This window comes from Bifidobacterium colobi (assembly GCF_018555455.1).
GTDB lineage: Bacteria > Actinomycetota > Actinomycetes > Actinomycetales > Bifidobacteriaceae > Bifidobacterium > Bifidobacterium colobi.
Map to the genome: position 1 here is coordinate 109,440 of NZ_JAFEJU010000005.1, position 15,955 is coordinate 125,394.

General features: G+C 57.9%; 13 protein-coding genes. 3 read left to right on the forward strand and 10 right to left on the reverse strand.

What is annotated here, in order from left to right; genetic code table 11:
* Positions 1 to 37 precede the first annotated feature (37 nt).
* The gene (locus tag JS530_RS08330; protein ID WP_214376714.1) at positions 38 to 886 is read right to left on the reverse strand and encodes a DUF3710 domain-containing protein; all 849 of its coding nucleotides are present in this window, start codon (positions 884 to 886) and stop codon (positions 38 to 40) included.
* Positions 887 to 1,048: 162 nt separating this feature from the next.
* Here JS530_RS08330 and JS530_RS08335 point away from each other — a divergent pair, with 162 nt between their 5' ends.
* Entirely contained in the window at positions 1,049 to 1,909 is an 861-nt protein-coding gene (locus JS530_RS08335) for an exodeoxyribonuclease III (protein ID WP_214376715.1), read from the forward strand.
* 74 nt (positions 1,910 to 1,983) lie between these two features.
* On the opposite strand, the gene JS530_RS08340 is transcribed toward JS530_RS08335, so the two are convergent.
* The 5 genes from JS530_RS08340 to JS530_RS08360 all read right to left on the reverse strand — a co-directional run bounded on the left by JS530_RS08340 (position 1,984) and on the right by JS530_RS08360 (position 9,039).
* Positions 1,984 to 3,999, reverse strand: a complete 2,016-nt coding sequence (locus JS530_RS08340) for a dipeptide ABC transporter ATP-binding protein (RefSeq protein WP_101625011.1) — start codon at positions 3,997 to 3,999, stop codon at positions 1,984 to 1,986.
* A 22-nt stretch (positions 4,000 to 4,021) separates the two neighbouring features.
* Positions 4,022 to 5,026, reverse strand: a complete 1,005-nt coding sequence (locus JS530_RS08345; protein ID WP_033890176.1) for an ABC transporter permease — start codon at positions 5,024 to 5,026, stop codon at positions 4,022 to 4,024.
* 20 nt (positions 5,027 to 5,046) lie between these two features.
* Entirely contained in the window at positions 5,047 to 5,973 is a 927-nt protein-coding gene (locus JS530_RS08350) for an ABC transporter permease (protein ID WP_033890082.1), read from the reverse strand.
* Positions 5,974 to 6,191: 218 nt separating this feature from the next.
* Positions 6,192 to 7,829: a peptide ABC transporter substrate-binding protein gene (locus JS530_RS08355; RefSeq protein WP_214376716.1), complete on the reverse strand. Its 1,638-nt coding sequence runs from the start codon at positions 7,827 to 7,829 to the stop codon at positions 6,192 to 6,194.
* 241 nt (positions 7,830 to 8,070) lie between these two features.
* Positions 8,071 to 9,039 (reverse strand): tyrosine recombinase XerC, encoded by a 969-nt coding sequence (locus JS530_RS08360; RefSeq protein WP_214376717.1) that lies wholly within the window; start codon positions 9,037 to 9,039, stop codon positions 8,071 to 8,073.
* 94 nt (positions 9,040 to 9,133) lie between these two features.
* On the opposite strand from JS530_RS08360, the gene JS530_RS08365 reads away from it, so the two are divergent.
* Together JS530_RS08365 and JS530_RS08370 are read left to right on the forward strand one after the other, a co-directional pair.
* The gene (locus tag JS530_RS08365; RefSeq protein WP_214376718.1) at positions 9,134 to 9,919 is read left to right on the forward strand and encodes an ABC transporter ATP-binding protein; all 786 of its coding nucleotides are present in this window, start codon (positions 9,134 to 9,136) and stop codon (positions 9,917 to 9,919) included.
* A complete protein-coding gene (locus JS530_RS08370; RefSeq protein ID WP_214376719.1) occupies positions 9,916 to 12,840 on the forward strand; it encodes an ABC transporter permease in 2,925 nt (974 codons plus the stop codon). The genes JS530_RS08365 and JS530_RS08370 overlap by 4 nt, the downstream gene beginning before the upstream one ends.
* Positions 12,841 to 12,863: 23 nt before the next feature.
* Here the strand turns inward: JS530_RS08370 and JS530_RS08375 are convergent, their stop codons facing one another.
* The 4 genes from JS530_RS08375 to JS530_RS08390 all read right to left on the reverse strand — a co-directional run bounded on the left by JS530_RS08375 (position 12,864) and on the right by JS530_RS08390 (position 15,955).
* Positions 12,864 to 13,121: a DUF6725 family protein gene (locus JS530_RS08375; RefSeq protein WP_214376720.1), complete on the reverse strand. Its 258-nt coding sequence runs from the start codon at positions 13,119 to 13,121 to the stop codon at positions 12,864 to 12,866.
* Between the two features lie 134 nt (positions 13,122 to 13,255).
* A complete protein-coding gene (locus tag JS530_RS08380) occupies positions 13,256 to 14,260 on the reverse strand; it encodes a prephenate dehydrogenase (protein ID WP_214376721.1) in 1,005 nt (334 codons plus the stop codon).
* Positions 14,254 to 15,234, reverse strand: coding sequence for a prephenate dehydratase (locus JS530_RS08385; protein WP_214376722.1), 981 nt, complete (start codon positions 15,232 to 15,234; stop codon positions 14,254 to 14,256). The genes JS530_RS08380 and JS530_RS08385 overlap by 7 nt, the downstream gene beginning before the upstream one ends.
* Before the next feature lie 283 nt (positions 15,235 to 15,517).
* Positions 15,518 to 15,955 carry an alcohol dehydrogenase gene (locus JS530_RS08390; protein ID WP_214376723.1) on the reverse strand — a complete coding sequence of 146 codons (438 nt, stop codon included), beginning with the start codon at positions 15,953 to 15,955 and terminating at the stop codon, positions 15,518 to 15,520.

Consider the following 15,955-nt stretch of genomic DNA (forward strand, 5'->3'; position numbering starts at 1 on the left):
TGCCACCTCCCTCATCAGAGGGAGGCTCGTGTGGAGGTCAGCGGACTTCGGAGAACATCGGGCCGCGGGCGAGCGTGGTCTTGACTTCGGTGGTCTGATCCTGGCTCAGCGGGCCCTTCGGCTTGTTATCCGGAATGTCCTTGAAGTGCTCCTTGCCTTCGCCTTCGGCCTCGGCAGCGGCCTTGGCTGCCTTGCGCTCAGCGGGAGCGACCGGCGGGTGCATTGGGATGAGATCGCGCGGAGCCAACGGCTCTTCGCCGCGCTCCACCACGATATCCGCAAAGAATTTGTTCAATGCTTCGGTCTCCGGGCTATCCGGATCCACTGCGGCCTTGCCGGAGAAGATGCCACGCAGCATCCAACGCGGACCATCCACGCCCACAATGCGGGTGTTCACGGTTTTACCGCCCTTGACGTTGACCGGCAATTTCAGCTCAGTGCCGAACACGCCTTCGACTTCGGACGCGTTCTTGTTGGCTTCCAAGAGGTCGGCGCGCACATCATCCCACAGACCCATGGTCTTCGGAGCGGCGAATGCTTCGATTTCGAGGCTGGATGCGCCAAAGGTAATGGTGGAGCCCAGTACCTGCTGGGTGGCGCGGCTGGCCTTGATGCGCAGCTCGATGCCCTTCAGGAACGGCAGATAGTAGGCACCAAGATCCAGGTAATCGTCGTAGTCGGGCACGTCTTCGTCATTCACGTCCCACGGACCACGCTCTTCGCCACGGCCCTCATATTCACTGGACGGCTCAGCCAACACGGTTTCGGCGCTTTCGGCCTTCGCTGCCGCATTAGCGGCTTCGGCGGCCACCTTGTCTTCATCGACGGTTTCAGCCGGCTCGGCTTCCTTCTTGCTCTTCTTCTTACCGAATCCGAACAGTCCCATAATTCCTCGTTTCGTCTAACGGTTGCAACCCTGCTAAGCCTAGCACCCCGGCTCAAAGAAAGCTGAACATTGACGTTGCCGATGGATCGGTCTTCGTTGATTGAAGAGGTGTGCAGGCCGTCATGCGTGCATTTGGTAGGCAAACATGCATACTATGGCCGCATGACCATCACTATCACCACTTCCAACGTCAATGGCCTGCGTGCTGCCGACCGCAAGGGCATAACCACCTGGGCGGGCCGGCATACGCCGAATATTTGGTGCATGCAGGAGGTTCGCGCCCCGCAGCCGGATATCGACAAGATCTTCGGCAAGCTTGCGTTCGAATATGCTGCTGCCGGAGCTATCGACTCCGCTGAGGATTTCACGCTCACCAATGAGATTTGCCGGGTGAAAGGCCGTGCTGGTGTGGCGTTGCTCGCTGATCTGCCGGTTGTCGAACAACGTTACGGATTGCCGGGATTAAGCGAAGATGTGGATTCCGGCCGCTGGATCGAAACCGATATTCGCACGCCGCAGGGCTATGTGATCACTGTGGTATGTGTCTATGTGCACGCCGGTAATACCGATGATCCGCTCAAAATGGAACAGAAGTACCGGTTCTTGGACGCGATGCTGCCGCGTTTAGGCGAAATACGCGATGAAGCTGCACGTGGCGGTAAGCAGGCGGTACTCTGCGGTGATTTCAACATCGCGCACACGCCGCTTGACATCAAAAATGCCAAGGCCAACGAAAAGCATGCGGGATTCCTGCCTGAGGAACGCGCGTACGTGGACAAGTGGCTCAACGAATACGAATTCGTTGATGTGATGCGAGACTTGGCGGGCGATATTCAAGGCCCGTACACCTGGTGGAGTCAGCGTGGCCGTGCGTTCGACAACAATGTCGGCTGGCGTATCGATTATCAGTTCGCTACTCCTGAGCTTGCGGAAACCGCCCGTGGATTCGTGATCGACAAGGCGCCCACTTATGACCTGCGCTGGTCGGATCACGCTCCTCTGACCATCACCTATGACGTGTGATTCAGCACTTGCGCATACAGAAAAAGCTCCTTCACGAAGAAGGAGCTTTTTATAGCGTCAGATCAGCAGACTTATCAGTCCAGGCCGAGCTGGAGCTTGCCGCCTGGGATGGCGTCGAGCAGGTCTCGGGTGTACTGCTTCTGCGGGTGGTCGAACACCTCATCGGTGGTGGCGTGTTCGACGAGCTTGCCGTGCTGCATCACCACGACTTCGTCTGCAATCTGGCGGACCACAGCCAAATCGTGGGTGATGAACAGGTAGCTCAGACCCTTTTCAGCCTGCAGGTCGTTGAGCAGGTGCAGCACCTGATCCTGAACCAGCACGTCAAGAGCGGAGACGGCCTCGTCGCAGACGATGACATCCGGGTCGAGCGCCATAGCTCGTGCGATGGCGATACGCTGACGCTGGCCACCGGAAAGCTCGTTCGGGTAACGGCCCATCACCGACTGCGGCATTTCCACCATGTCGAGCAGTTCCTTGACACGGTTGGCACGCCACTTGGCGTCACCAATCTTGTGGATACGCAGCGGTTCTTCGATGGAACGGTAGATGGAGTACATCGGATCCAGGGAGCCGTACGGGTTCTGGAACACCGGCTGCACATGGCGGCGGAAGTCCAGCAAATCCTTGGCATTGAAGGTCGAAGTGTCGCGGCCTTCGTAGAACACCTTACCGGAGGTGGGATTCAGCAGGTGGAGCACCATGTTTGCCACGGTGGACTTACCGGAACCGGATTCACCCACGATGGCCAGGGTGGTGCCGCGCTTGACGGAGAAGGACACGTCATCGACGGCCTTGAACAGTTCCTTCTTGCGCGGGAGCTTGAACTCCTTGGTCAGGTGATCGACGGTGATGATGTGCTCGCTCTTTTCGAGCTCGTTCTCGTCGGCAACCTTGTGATCCAGCAGAGCGTCGGCGTTCTCGCCACGTTCCTTGGCGGAGATAATGCGCTGGGAAGCCAGAGACGGAGCTGCAGCCACCAGTCGCTTGGTGTACGGGTGCTGCGGGTGCTGAAGCACTTCCAGAGATGGACCGGATTCAACGACCTGGCCCTTGTACATCACGACGATGTGCTGAGCGCGCTCAGCGGCGAGACCCAGATCGTGGGTGATGAACAGCACTGCGGTGCCGAGGGAGTCGGTCAGGTAGTGCAGGTGGTCGAGGATGCGCTTCTGCACGGTCACGTCCAGTGCAGAGGTCGGCTCGTCGGCGATAAGCAGGTCAGGGCGGCAAGCCAGACCGATGGCGATCAGTGCACGCTGACGCATACCACCGGAGAACTCATGCGGGTACTGGCGTGCACGGGTTGCGGCATCCGGCAGACCAGCTTCGGAAAGCAGGCCTGCAATACGATCGTCCATGCTGGAACCGGTGACGTACTTCTTGGCCAAGTACCATGCCTGATCGTCGGAAACGCCAGCCTTGATCAGATCATCAGCCACACGCCAACGGGTTTCGGAGCCCGGAACCCATTCGCTTTCAAAACGTGCCACGGCCTTGTCGAAGGCTTCACCGGTCACGCCGGCTTCAGTCAAAGCCTTCTTGGCATCTTCCATCAGAGCGGGCAGATCCTTGGAACCAAGGAAGGTCTCATCATCGTTGCCCTTGAGTTCCACGGCTGCGTCTTCGCCGGCCAGAGCCTTGGCGAGGGCGGAGCGCTTCTCGTGGGCCACGTCCATGTTGTTGGCCTTCAGGGCTTCCTTGACCTGGGTGCCGATACGCCACACCGGGTTCAGGTTGCTCATCGGGTCCTGCGGGACCAGACCCATCTTCGTGCCGCGCAACTTGTCGAATTCAGACTGCTTGGCGCCGGCGATCTCCTGACCGTCGAGCTTGATGGAGCCACCGACCACATGACCGGTGCCCGGCAGCAAACCGAGCACAGCCATAGCGGAGGTGGACTTACCGGAACCGGATTCACCCACGATGGCCACCCACTGGCCTGGGTAAACGGTGAAGGAGGAGTTGCGCACGGCGTGCACCGGCTTGCCGGTGTCCGTGGTGAAGTCGACGGCGAGATCCTTGACTTCGAGCAGAGGACCATGCTCTTTCTGCATGGCCAGCATCTGTGCGTTGGAGTTGGTAGTCATAATTATTCCTCTACTCCCTTGCTCAGGCCGTACGGCTCTTCGGGTCAAGGGCATCCTTGACGGCGTCACCCATCATGATGAATGCAAGCACGGTGATAGCCAGTGCGGCAGACGGGTAGAACAGCACGAGCGGATCGGTCTGCAGGTTGGTCTGGGCGCTGGAGATATCGCCGCCCCAGCTCACGGTGGTGGTGGGCAGGCCCACACCAAGGAAGCTCAGCGTTGCTTCGGCCACAATGTAGGAAGCCAGAGACGTGGTGCCGATAACGATGATCGGGGCCAAGGAGTTCGGCAGGATGTGGCGGAACAGGTTGCGCATAGGCGTGGAGCCCAGTGCGGTGGATGCGGTGTTGAACTCAAGGTTCTTGGCTTCAAGCACTGCGCTTCGTGCGATACGGCACACACCGACCCAGCCGAAGAGCGCTAGCACGAGCACGACCTTCCAGATGGACTTGGAGGACTTGAACATCTGCAGCACAACGATGGCACCAAGCAGCATAGGCAGTGCGAAGAAGATATCGGTGATACGGCTCAGCACGGCGTCAATCCAGCCACCGCAGAAACCGGCGATGGCACCGATGAGCGTACCAAGAGCCACCACAAGCAGTGTGGAAAGCAAGCCGACGGACAGGGAGGTGCGGGTGCCGTACACCACACGAGTGTAGACATCGCAGCCCTGCAGGTCGTAGCCGAACGGATGACCGCTGGAAGCTGCGCTCAGGGAGTTGGCCAGATCGCAAGCGTTCGGATCCTGCTTGGTGAACAGGCCCGGGGCGATAGCCACAATGATGATGAAGATAATGAGCAAGCCCGAGATGATGAACAGCGGGTTGCGTCGCAGGGTTCGCCATGCGTCGGCCCACATGCTGGTGGCCGGAGCGGACTCATCCACGGAATCGACATCCTGAAGCGGAGTCTCATCAATGGGAGCCACGTAACGATCTTGACCAGGCAGGGTTTCCATGAAGTACTCAGGAGTCGGCTCGCCAGAATTATCAAGCTCGTTGTCGAGATTTTCGTTAGTCATGTTGTTCACTCCTCTCCTTCTCACGCGTAGCGGATGCGCGGATCGAGGGCCGCGTACAGCATATCGACGACGAGGTTGCACACCACGAAGATCAGCATGAGCAACGTGACGATGGACACCACGAGGTTGGCTTCACCCTTCAGAATGGACTGGTAGGTAAGGAAGCCGATGCCGTGGATATTGAAGATCTGTTCGGTGATCATTGCGCCACCCATCAGGCCGCCAATGTCCTGGCCCAAGTAGGTGACGACCGGAATCAGGGAGTTGCGCAGTACGTGGCGCAGCATCACCTGTCCGTTGGACATGCCCTTGGCGCGTGCGGTGCGCACGTAATCCTCAGCGATGTTGGAGGAGATTTCAGCGCGGGTCAATCGGATGATATATGCCATTGACACTGAGCCAAGCACCATAGCCGGCATCAGCAAATCAAGGAAGGTCGGATCGGCACCTGCGGTCACCGGCAAGATGGACCACTGGATGCCGAGCAGGTACTGCAGCACAAAGCCGGTGACGAAGGTCGGCACGGAGATAAGCAGCAGGGAGACGATCAGGATAACCGTGTCGTACCACTTGCCCTTCTTGAGGCCGGAGATGATACCGAAGACCACGCCGAAAATCGCCTCAAAGACGAATGCCATCAGGCCAAGCTTAATCGTGACCGGGAAGGCACGGCCGATTTCATCGATAACAGGCTGGCCGGCGAAGGTGTTGCCGAAGTCGAGGGTCAACGCGTTCTTCAGATAGATGAAGTACTGAACAATGAACGGCTGATCGAGATGGTACTCTGCGCGGATCTGGGCTGCGACAGCTTCATTAATCGGCTTATCACCAAACATAGCCTTGACGGGGTCGCCAGGCAGCAGGAAGACAAGCGCGTACACCAAAAGCGTCGTGCCGAGAACCACGGGGATCATCTGCAGAATACGTCGCAGAAGATACTTACCCATACGGTTGCTCCTTATTCCATGACCGGCTTCGGAGGGTATGCGTTGCCCTTGCCGGTCGGCAAATACGTCGATAGTTTACCGCATGCCTTGACGGCGGTATGTAAACTCACGTTAACTCGCCCGATTATTGGACGTAAATATATGAAAGGGGCGGGGATCATACGATCCTCGCCCCTTGAATTACCGAACTATATGCTCGATGTCAGGTGAGTTTCAACTCACTTCTTGGACATTGCAGCGTAGGTCGGGAGGTTCTGCCAATCGAAGGCGTAGCCGGACTTGATGTTCAGGGAAGCCACACCGTTAGCGTTGGAGTAGTACAGCGGGATAGCCGGCAGATCCTTGAGGAGGATCTCCTGAGCCTGCTGGTACAGCTTGTTGGCGTCATCGGTGGTCTTGGCAGCAGCAGCCTGCAGGCACAGGTTGTCGAAGTCAGGGTTCTTGTAATCACCATCGTTGGAGCCCTTGCCGTCAGCAGCAGCGGTCGAGTACAGCTGCCACAGGTAGTTCTCAGCGGACGGGTAATCAGGCTGCCAGCCGGTACGGAAGGCGCCGGTCATCTGACGGTTGGTCACAGCGTCGCGGAATTCCTGGAAGGTCGGAATCGGGTTGGTGGAAGCGTCGATGCCGAGGTTGTTCTTCAGCTGGTTCACGACAGCGTCGTAAACCGGCTTAGCGCCACCATCAGCGTTGTAGGAGAAGGTCAGCGGGCCATCGTACTTGGAGATGGCGTCGGCCTTGGCCCACAGTTCCTTAGCCTTCTTGGCGTTGAACTTCAGGTTGTCAGCACCGTTCAGGGAGTCGGAGTAGCCCGGGGTCTTCGGGGAGGTGAAGTCGGTAGCGGCGGTTGCGTTGCCGTTCAGCACCTTGTCGATGATCTGGTCGCGGTCGATAGCCATAGAGATGGCCTGGCGACGCAGCTGGCCTTCTTCGTCGTTCTTGAAGTGGTCAAGGGTGGACGGAATGGTGAAGGTCTGGATGACGGAGCCAGCCTCGGAGTACGGCTGGACCTTCTTGTCGGTCTTGAAGGTCTTGGTGAAGGCGGCCGGGACGGATTCCATCACGTCGAGGTTGCCAGCCTGGATGTCGCGGTAAGCGGCGGAGTCGTCGGTGTAGACCTTGAAGGTCACGCCGTCGTTCTTGACTTCCTCGTTGCCCTTGTAGTCAGGGTTCTTCACGAGGGCGATTTCCTTGTTGTGATCCCAGTGGTCCAGCTTGTACGGGCCGTTGCCAACCGGCTTCTGGCCAAAGGCCTTCGGATCCTTGTAGAAGGACTCCGGCAGCGGAGCGAAGGCCAGGTAGCCGACCTTGATCGGGAACACGGAATCGGACTGGTTCAGGTCAACGGTGAAGGTGGTGTCGTCCACAACCTTCAGGCCGGAGAGCTGCTCGGTGCCCTTGAGGCCGTCAGCCTGCAGCTCGTCATAGCCCTTGATGGTGGAGAAGAAGGAAGAAGCCTTCTGAGCGTTCTTGGCGTTGGCAGCGTAGGACCAAGCCTTGGTGAAGGACTCAGCGGTGACCGGGGTGCCATCGGTGAACTTCCAGCCGGACTTCAGCTTGATGGTGTACTGGGTAGCGTCATCGTTCGGGGTGATGGACTCAGCCACTTCGTTGGAAGCCTTGCCATCCTTGTCGAAGGAGACCAGACGGGAGAACAGCAGATCGCCCGGCTTGCCGCCACCAGTTTCGTTGGTGTTGGACGGAATCAGCGGGTTCTGAGGCTCGGAGTTGTAAGCGGTGATGATGTTAGCGCCGGCAGTATCGGAGGCGGTGTTGGAGCTGGAGCCGCCGCAGGCGCTCAGCAGCATAGCCATGGAGCAAGCCACGGCAGCGAAAGCAAGAGCTTTCTTCTTCATATGTTTTCTCCTATTCATAAGGTCGCAGGGCCGAAGCCCCACTTTCACGCGAACGGGGCTGGCTACCAGAGGCGCGTTGTGCGCGCCTGCCGGCAAACCAACCCCGTTGCTGATTGATTGCATTGTCTCGCACTTTGGAGACAAGAAGCAAATTCCATGTTACGTATATGTTAAATCGATGGTCGCTGTGAGGCTATGTTCAGCCTGATTACAGGTTCATCGGTTACTGTCCACATTCTGGTCACGCCCGGGGGAACGCTTGGGCATATCGGTCTTTCAACTGCTCAATGGACACATGCGTATACCGCTGGGTGGTCTTCAATGACGCATGCCCCAGCATTTCCTGCACTTCCCTCAGATCAGCCCCACCGTTCAACATGTGGGTTGCTGCAGAGTGACGTAATGCGTGTGGACTGATATCCGGCACACCAGCCGCTCGCGCCTCGTCATGCACGATGGCCCTCGCCGTACGCTGGTCGAGCCGGCCTCCCCTGGCACCAAGGAATAACGCCTGCCCGGATTTGAGATTCGCCAACATGGGTCTGCCCTGCGCCACCCACTCCTCCAAGGCGCGCATCGAAGGCGCACCAAAAGGAACAACACGTTGTTTATTACCTTTCCCGGTTACACGAACCGTACGTGCCGAGAAATCCACATGGTCCACGTCCAATGCGACCAATTCGGCTACACGAATCCCCGTGGCATACAGCAGTTCGAGAATCGCAGCATTGCGCAGGGCTTCCGCATGCCGCCGTTGCGACTTTCCCTTATCACGCTTACCCACAGACGAATCATGCGTATCATCATCGTTGCCTGCAGCAGAACCGGCAGCATCATCAACATGGTTCATGAGCGCTAGAGCCTGCGCTTCGGTGAGCACATCCGGCAACGTATCCGGAATGGACGGCGTCGCTAAAGTCGCAGCCTGATTAGTGCGCAATACCCCATGCTCATACCCCCACGCGAAGAACGCACGCACTGCCACGGTTTTGCGCGCCATACTGCTTTTGGCATGGGTGCGGCGTTCCACTGCCATCCAACTGCGCAAATCATCAATGGTGATTTCGTTGAGGTCACTGACACCACGGCGTACAAACAGACCAAGGCAGGATTCGATATCATCACGATACGCTTTGAGCGTATTCTCGCTCAGCCCACGATTGGCTTTGAGATAGCGGATAAACGCATCAACATGGTGTTCAAATCGCATGTGTGCGGCACCTTTCTATCGCTGAACCTCGCTCAAGCCTTTGGATACACTATAAAGCGTAGTTCAGTGAAGCAATCAGGATGTTTGAGGCATTATGGCACGGCACAGCGCGCACGGCAAAGCAACCAGTAGCAAACCATCTGACCATGTGGTGGCCAGAGCCATTGATTTGACGAAAATCTATGGCGATGCCGACAACCAAGTCATCGCGTTGAACCATGTGAATGTCGAGTTCGAGCGCGGTCAGATGACCGCGATTATGGGCCCTTCAGGCTCCGGCAAATCCACGTTGATGCATTGCATGGCGGGACTTGACCAGCCGACCAGCGGCAAGGTGATCGTGGAGGGGCTGGAAGTCTCCGCCATGAATCAACGGCAACTGACCAAACTGCGCCGCGAACAAATCGGCTTCATTTTCCAATCCTTCAATCTGGTGCCTACGCTGTCCGCCGAGGAAAACATTCTGCTACCGTTGCAGATCGCCAAAAAGCCCATCGACCGCGCATGGTTCGACCAAGTGGTTCATGTGGTGGGGCTTGAACAGCGTCTGAAGCATCGTCCGAGCCAACTTTCCGGCGGTCAGCAGCAGCGCGTTGCCTGCGCACGAGCCATGATGGCGCGGCCGTCCGTGATTTTCGCCGACGAGCCCACCGGCAATCTCGATTCACATTCCAGCCGTGAAGTGCTGGGCTTCTTGAAGCAATCCGTTAAGGATTACGGCCAATCGATTGTGATGGTGACGCATGACCCGCGCGCCGCATCCTATGCCGACCGCGTGCTGGTGCTGGCGGACGGCAATATCACGCAGGATCTGCGGCATCCCAGCTACGACCAGATTCTTGAGGTCTTCGCGGATGAAGGCGAGGAGACCCACGCATGATCAGAATCGGATTGCGTGACGCCCGCGCGCATTTCGGGCGATTCGTGATGTCCATCATCGCCATTGCGCTGGGTGTGAGTTTTGTGGTCGGCTCGTTCTGCTTCCGCGAGATGATGAACAACCAAGTCGATCAGATGATGGCCTCGAACTCCGATGCCGACGTGTATGTGCGCGGCAACAAGGAGCAGAAAGAGAATTCGGCAGCGAGCTTTGGCGGGGCCTCTGATTCAGGTTCCGGTTCTGCGAGCTCAAGTTCGGATTCGACTTCCACGGAATCGAAGCAATATAACCGCATCGACGTTTCGCTGGTGGACACCCTCAACGGCATCGCCGGTGTGGATACGGCCGAGGCCGTATATGAGGTGAACGGTCTCGTATTGGTCGGCAAAGACGATAACGCCGTTTCCACGATGGGCGGCGTAACCGTTGGCATGGGACTTGCGAAAGGCACGTGGCGATCGGCCAAGCTGACGCACGGTCGGTGGGCGCAATCCAAGGATGAAATCGCCCTGCACACGTTCGCTGCGGAAAGCGCTGGTCTGAAGGTCGGCGACACCACGAAAATCGTGTACCCGGATGGGCCGCACGACGTGCGTGTGGTCGGTATCTTCTCCACGGCATCCTCGCAGGCCGGAGCCATCATCATCGGACTGAATGCGGATACGGCGAAAAAGTATTTCGAACAGCAAACCGGCCAGGTGGGCACGGCCCGGTATCTCACGGTGTACGGTTCGGCAGCCGGCGGGCAGCCATTGACTGTGGAACAGCAGCAGACGTTGGCCGACCGCATCAATCATGCACTGCCATCCGATGCTCATGCGGTGGCCATAACCGGCCAAAGCGTGCGCGACGACAATGCCGCGAGCACCAAGAAAGCACTGGGCTTCATCCAGCCGTTGATTCTCATTTTCGCGATTATCGCGTTGTTCGTGGGCTCGTTCATCATTACCAACACGTTCTCGATGATCGTGCGCGAATCGATGCGCGGCTACGCCCTGCTGCGTTCTATTGGCGCCTCCCCCATTCAGGTGTTCGTTACGGTGGCCGTGCAGGCCATCCTGCTCGGCCTTGTAGGCTCAGGCATCGGTATCGGATTGGGCTGGATCATGGTCAAGGGCATTGTGGCGTTGATGGCCAACATGGGTACACCAATGACCAGCGCGGTAGATCCCAGCGTCTCCGATATGCTCATCGGTTTGCTTGTGGGTGTGCTGGTCACGTTTATTGGCGCATCGTTGCCGGCTCGTCGTGCGGCGACTGCGCCACCGATCCAGGCTATGAACGAAACCGTCAACCCTGAGAAGCCGGTCTGGCCTCGCGGCATCATCGGCACGCTCATGGTTGTTTTGGGTGCCGCCGCTTGGTTGCTGTGCTGGCGTATCGCCTGGGCCAATGATGCCGGTGTTGCCGTCTCGCCTTGGACTGGCTTCAACGATTGGATAAAGACGCTTGGTACCGGCTGGCCTCTAGGCATTGGCGCCGGTCTGGTGGTTATCGGCGTGATTGTATTGGCTCCTGCTTTGGTGACGCCGACCAGTGCGGTGCTCGGCTGGATCCCCGCTCATGTGTTCACGGTCACCGGACGGTTGGCCACGCGCAACCTTTCGCGCAGCAAGCGTCGTACGGCGAACACGGCGGCTGCATTATTCGTGGGCGTGGCCATCGTCAGTTGCCTTGGTGTGGTGGCTGCTTCAGCGAAGGCTTCGGTAGCCGGCATTGTGGACTCCGGGCTGAAGTCTGATTTTTCCGCTATGTCGGTGTCCAGCGGGCAGATTCCAGACGAGGCAATCACCGCCATCAAGAAAACCGCTGGCGTGGGTACAGTGTCTCGCAGCCGCATGCTTATGGGCGTGACCTATGGTTCCGGCGATGATGCGACCGCGGCAATGACGTTCGCGGAGCAGCCCTCCCTATTCACCAAGGTGTTCGCGCCCGTGACCAATTCGGGAGATGCGAACAAGGCTTTACGCAACGGTGAACTGGTAGTAGGTCTGCAAGTGGCTAAGGACAACGGCTGGAAGGTTGGCGATACCGTCAAAGTCAACGGCCGGCAAGTGGTGATTGACAAGGCTGCCACGGCCAAGGCTCAGGAGGATTATCAGGCGCAGGTCAAGGCGAAGATTGACGGTTTGACTTCCGAAGCGCAGCGGCTGCTGGCTTCGGGAGATGTGTCAGGCGCTCAGGCGAAATCCGCTGAGGCGCAGCAAGCTGCAGAAGATGCGAAGAATGTCGATCCGGCGACGTTGGTGAAAACCAAGACCGAGGTCACGCATGTTTCGATGAAGGTTGGCGCAATCATCGAGAACTCCATTTATCGTTCGATGGTGTTGATGAACGATGATGCGGCCGGCAAGATCGCGAACCAGTACACGATGTTTACCATCATGCTGTTCATCAACGCCAAGCAGGGTACTGATGTTGCCGCATTGAAGACTCGGCTCATCAAGGCGGTGAAACCGTATTATGTGGTGAACGTGCAGGATCGCGACGAATTCAAGTCCACGATGAGTTCGATGGTCGATCAGATCTTGCTGGTGCTCTACGCGTTGCTGGCATTGTCGATTGTGATTGCCATCTTCGGCATCGTGAACACGTTGGCGTTGTCCGTATCCGAACGCACCAAAGAAATCGGATTGCTTCGTGCCATTGGTACTTCACGCGCACAGGTGCGTGGCATGCTCGGCATTGAGGCTGCCATCATCGCGGTGTTCGGCACGATACTGGGCATGGTGGTCGGCGTGGCGGCAGGCGTAGTCATTCGCGCGGTGTACCAGGCGAATGGACTGTCAGCGCTGAGCATCCCGTGGAACCAGTTGGGTGTGTTCCTGGTGCTTGCGATTCTGGTGGGCTTGGTGGCTTCGGTCTCCCCCGCCTCCCGAGCCCTGAAGCAGCCGGTCCTCGACGCGGTGGCTAGCGAATAACTCGCCACCGCCAATAGCGACCGTCACGGACGCGGCTGATGCTTTGGGCGTTCGGGAACCGGCTTTAGTGTGGCGATCTGCTCCTGATGGATGGTTACATTCTGTGCTGGGCGCGAGCCGTTGGCGGCTGGATCGCGCACCATCTCCAATGTGTAGCCATCCCATGAGGTCACGTGACCCACATAATCACGGAATTTCATGCGACCATCCGCCGGATCCACACCATCGGTGATGCGCACCACTACGCGAGCGCCTACCGGAATCTGTCTTGGTAAGGTCATGATAATCATCCCCTCATCTGTGCGACGCATATACATCGACTCTGGCGTACAGCAATCACAGTTTCCACTGTACGCCAGTATTGTGCGCAACGCCGATATTTCGCGGTATGAGATTGCCGGATTATATCGCCGGATTATATTGCCGGACGCAGTTCGATGATGGCTTGGCGAGGATTGATGAAACCGGTAATCGCCTCGCCTCGCCGAGCTGAGAACAGTAGTGTCTGCTGCCATCCTCGCTCAGGAACTTCAAGCTCTTGGCGCGCGAATGATGCATCAGGCGCGGCAACCGCGCTCTTGTACCGGCGGAACGGGTCCCCGGCGGCAAAGAACTGCTTTGTCGCCGCAGCATCACCGTTATGCAGTTGATCGGCGACGGCGGTAAGCTGCGCGGCCATACGACGTAGCAGAATCTCCACGTTCAAGGCATCCTCCTCGACCATGGCTCGCGTACGATCGGGATCGGTGAGTGCCACGCGCGTCATATCACGCCAACAACCGGCGGACAATGCTGCGGCGACGTTACGATCGGGGTTGGCCACAAGCTCGTTGATCAACGCCGTGGACACCACGTGCGGCATATGCGAGATCATCGCAGCGCCTTTGTCATGCGTTTCATCGTCCAGCACAATGATTCGATTGGCTACGTCATGCGTGATCAGAGAAGCCACCGTATAGAAACGTTGGTATGCCGTGTCCTCGTCCACGGTCACAGCCCATAGCGCATCATCGTAGAGATGCGGGTCTGCTGCCTGCCAGCCGGAAAGCTCGTTGCCTGCCATCGGATGAGCGCCTACATAGCACTCCCCCAATCCTGCGGCTTTGACCTGATCGCGAACCATGCCTTTGACCGAACCAACATCGGTCAGCGTGGTACGCGGCGACTTGGCCAGCAGCGGCTTCAATTCAGCAAGAATGGAAGGCATGGCCTTTAACGGATTGCACAGCACCACCACATCTGGTTCAGCGCTCATCAGCTCGGCCAGCGTACTTTTGCAGTAGATGCCGTCGGCTTCCGCCTGAGCGTAGGGATGCGACCGGTGGTTCCATGCCACAACGCGCACACCACGCCTGACTAAACGCCTGGCCAGCGATCCGCCGATAAGGCCAAGTCCTACAATGCCCACGGTATCTACCACAACAGTTCCTTTCTTACGCTCTCAGTGTGCTGCCATCCTTCAGGCGCATGCTCTTCGTCAATATGGATGCCTCCCTTGGGGAGCATCCACGCATCAACAGGCGGATTCGGGCGGTCACGGCGAGGATAGACGGCCAGAGTCTTCATCCAGATGCCCTTCATGGCCAAGATTTCCAATACTTTCTGGAATCGGGGCTCCCAAGGCGCGGCATCCAACGTGTCGATGAAGCTATAGGTGCCATCATGCCCTTTGATTGGACGGGATATGAAACTGGTCATGTTCAAACCGGCGACACGAAGAATATCCAGAATGTTCGCCACGACGCCCGGCCCTGTGGCCAATGGGATGAAGGTGATGATGGTTTCGAAGTCGGTGGCGTCACTATGTTGGGCGCGTGCGTTGAGCTCCTGGACTACATCACGCGGGGCGATGACCAGAAAATCGGTCCTGGCACCGTCGAAATCCTGCACCCGTTCGCCGAGCACGTCAAGATTGTAGAGTTTGCCGCAAATGCTGGGGCCGAGCGCCACTTGGCCGGGCTGCAGATCACGGCACGCGGCGGCATTGGAGGAGGCTGCCTTGGGTTTGAGATGATGCTTGGCGATGAACTTCGTGCACTGTGCGAGACCATGCGGATGCGCGCTCACCGGCTCGCCGGTACAGTCGTAGATGGCGTGACCTTTGACAGTGAACGCGTTGAACGCCACATCCACGCTGACGCGTGCGAAGCCTGCAACATCGGTAGCGTCGATCAGCGCATCCAGATTCGGCACCACATAGCCTTCAACATTGTTCTCCCAAGCAATCACGCCCCAGCCTTGGCGGGATTGCACAGCTTCCATAATCGAGGGCACATCCGGCAATGGGATGAGATCAAAATCCGCCATGGGAGCGAACTGTTCGGCAGCCGTCATTGCCGCCTGATGGGTGAAGGTACCTTCCGGACCAAGATAATACAGTTGTATGCGCGCCATAACGTTCTATGGTAGCGGTTCAACCGCAAAGTCTGCGACGGATTCCCAGGAAACCGTCGTTTTAAGCATCCCTACGCGACGCAATCCCCGGAAAGTAGCGCATAAGTCCCCTCCGTGCGACGGATTCCCCGGAAAGCAGCGAAAAATGAGCGAAATCTCGCCACTTAACGACGGATTCCCCGGAAAGCAGCGTATACGGCACATCAGCGCGACGCAATCCCCGGAAAGTAGCGCGCGAGGGGCCGCACGCCGAGCATATGAGACTGAACCTGTATGGCATACACTACTGCCGGCGCTTGGCGGGAATGGTGAACCACCGGCTGGGAACCATCAGCATAATAACCTGTACCGCTACAAGCCCATACAACCAGATATACCCGGCGTGCTGGGTGAAATATGGCATATTGCCTTGGAATCCAGCCACGATAAGCGCGTTGCCGGAGGTCGTGGTCATCGCCATTCCCCATGCGGTCATCGATGAGGCGATGAGATGCAGCGCCAAGCCAATCGTGCCCAAACGCGCACGTGCACACCATGTGGAGAGGATAATCAGCAGGAACGCCAATGCCAATCCGTATGGAATGTTCATATCCGCGCCCATGCGATGCGCAAAGGTTCCCACAAACGCGGCAAGCGCGCCGGCTGCGATAGTAATCAATGATTTGACCAGCGCGCTTTGCCTGTGTGACCACGGCTGGGATTCGTTATCATTCACGTTCAT

What these genes read in the sequence shown, in the direction of transcription:
- JS530_RS08330 (WP_214376714.1), bottom strand. Translation starts at nt 886, where the DNA reads ATGGGACTGTTCGGATTCGGTAAGAAGAAGAGCAAGAAGGAAGCCGAG.
- JS530_RS08335 (WP_214376715.1), top strand. Translation starts at nt 1,049, where the DNA reads ATGACCATCACTATCACCACTTCCAACGTCAATGGCCTGCGTGCTGCC.
- JS530_RS08340 (WP_101625011.1), bottom strand. Translation starts at nt 3,999, where the DNA reads ATGACTACCAACTCCAACGCACAGATGCTGGCCATGCAGAAAGAGCAT.
- JS530_RS08345 (WP_033890176.1), bottom strand. Translation starts at nt 5,026, where the DNA reads ATGACTAACGAAAATCTCGACAACGAGCTTGATAATTCTGGCGAGCCG.
- JS530_RS08350 (WP_033890082.1), bottom strand. Translation starts at nt 5,973, where the DNA reads ATGGGTAAGTATCTTCTGCGACGTATTCTGCAGATGATCCCCGTGGTT.
- JS530_RS08355 (WP_214376716.1), bottom strand. Translation starts at nt 7,829, where the DNA reads ATGAAGAAGAAAGCTCTTGCTTTCGCTGCCGTGGCTTGCTCCATGGCT.
- JS530_RS08360 (WP_214376717.1), bottom strand. Translation starts at nt 9,039, where the DNA reads ATGCGATTTGAACACCATGTTGATGCGTTTATCCGCTATCTCAAAGCC.
- JS530_RS08365 (WP_214376718.1), top strand. Translation starts at nt 9,134, where the DNA reads ATGGCACGGCACAGCGCGCACGGCAAAGCAACCAGTAGCAAACCATCT.
- JS530_RS08370 (WP_214376719.1), top strand. Translation starts at nt 9,916, where the DNA reads ATGATCAGAATCGGATTGCGTGACGCCCGCGCGCATTTCGGGCGATTC.
- JS530_RS08375 (WP_214376720.1), bottom strand. Translation starts at nt 13,121, where the DNA reads ATGACCTTACCAAGACAGATTCCGGTAGGCGCTCGCGTAGTGGTGCGC.
- JS530_RS08385 (WP_214376722.1), bottom strand. Translation starts at nt 15,234, where the DNA reads ATGGCGCGCATACAACTGTATTATCTTGGTCCGGAAGGTACCTTCACC.
- JS530_RS08390 (WP_214376723.1), bottom strand. Translation starts at nt 15,955, where the DNA reads ATGAACGTGAATGATAACGAATCCCAGCCGTGGTCACACAGGCAAAGC.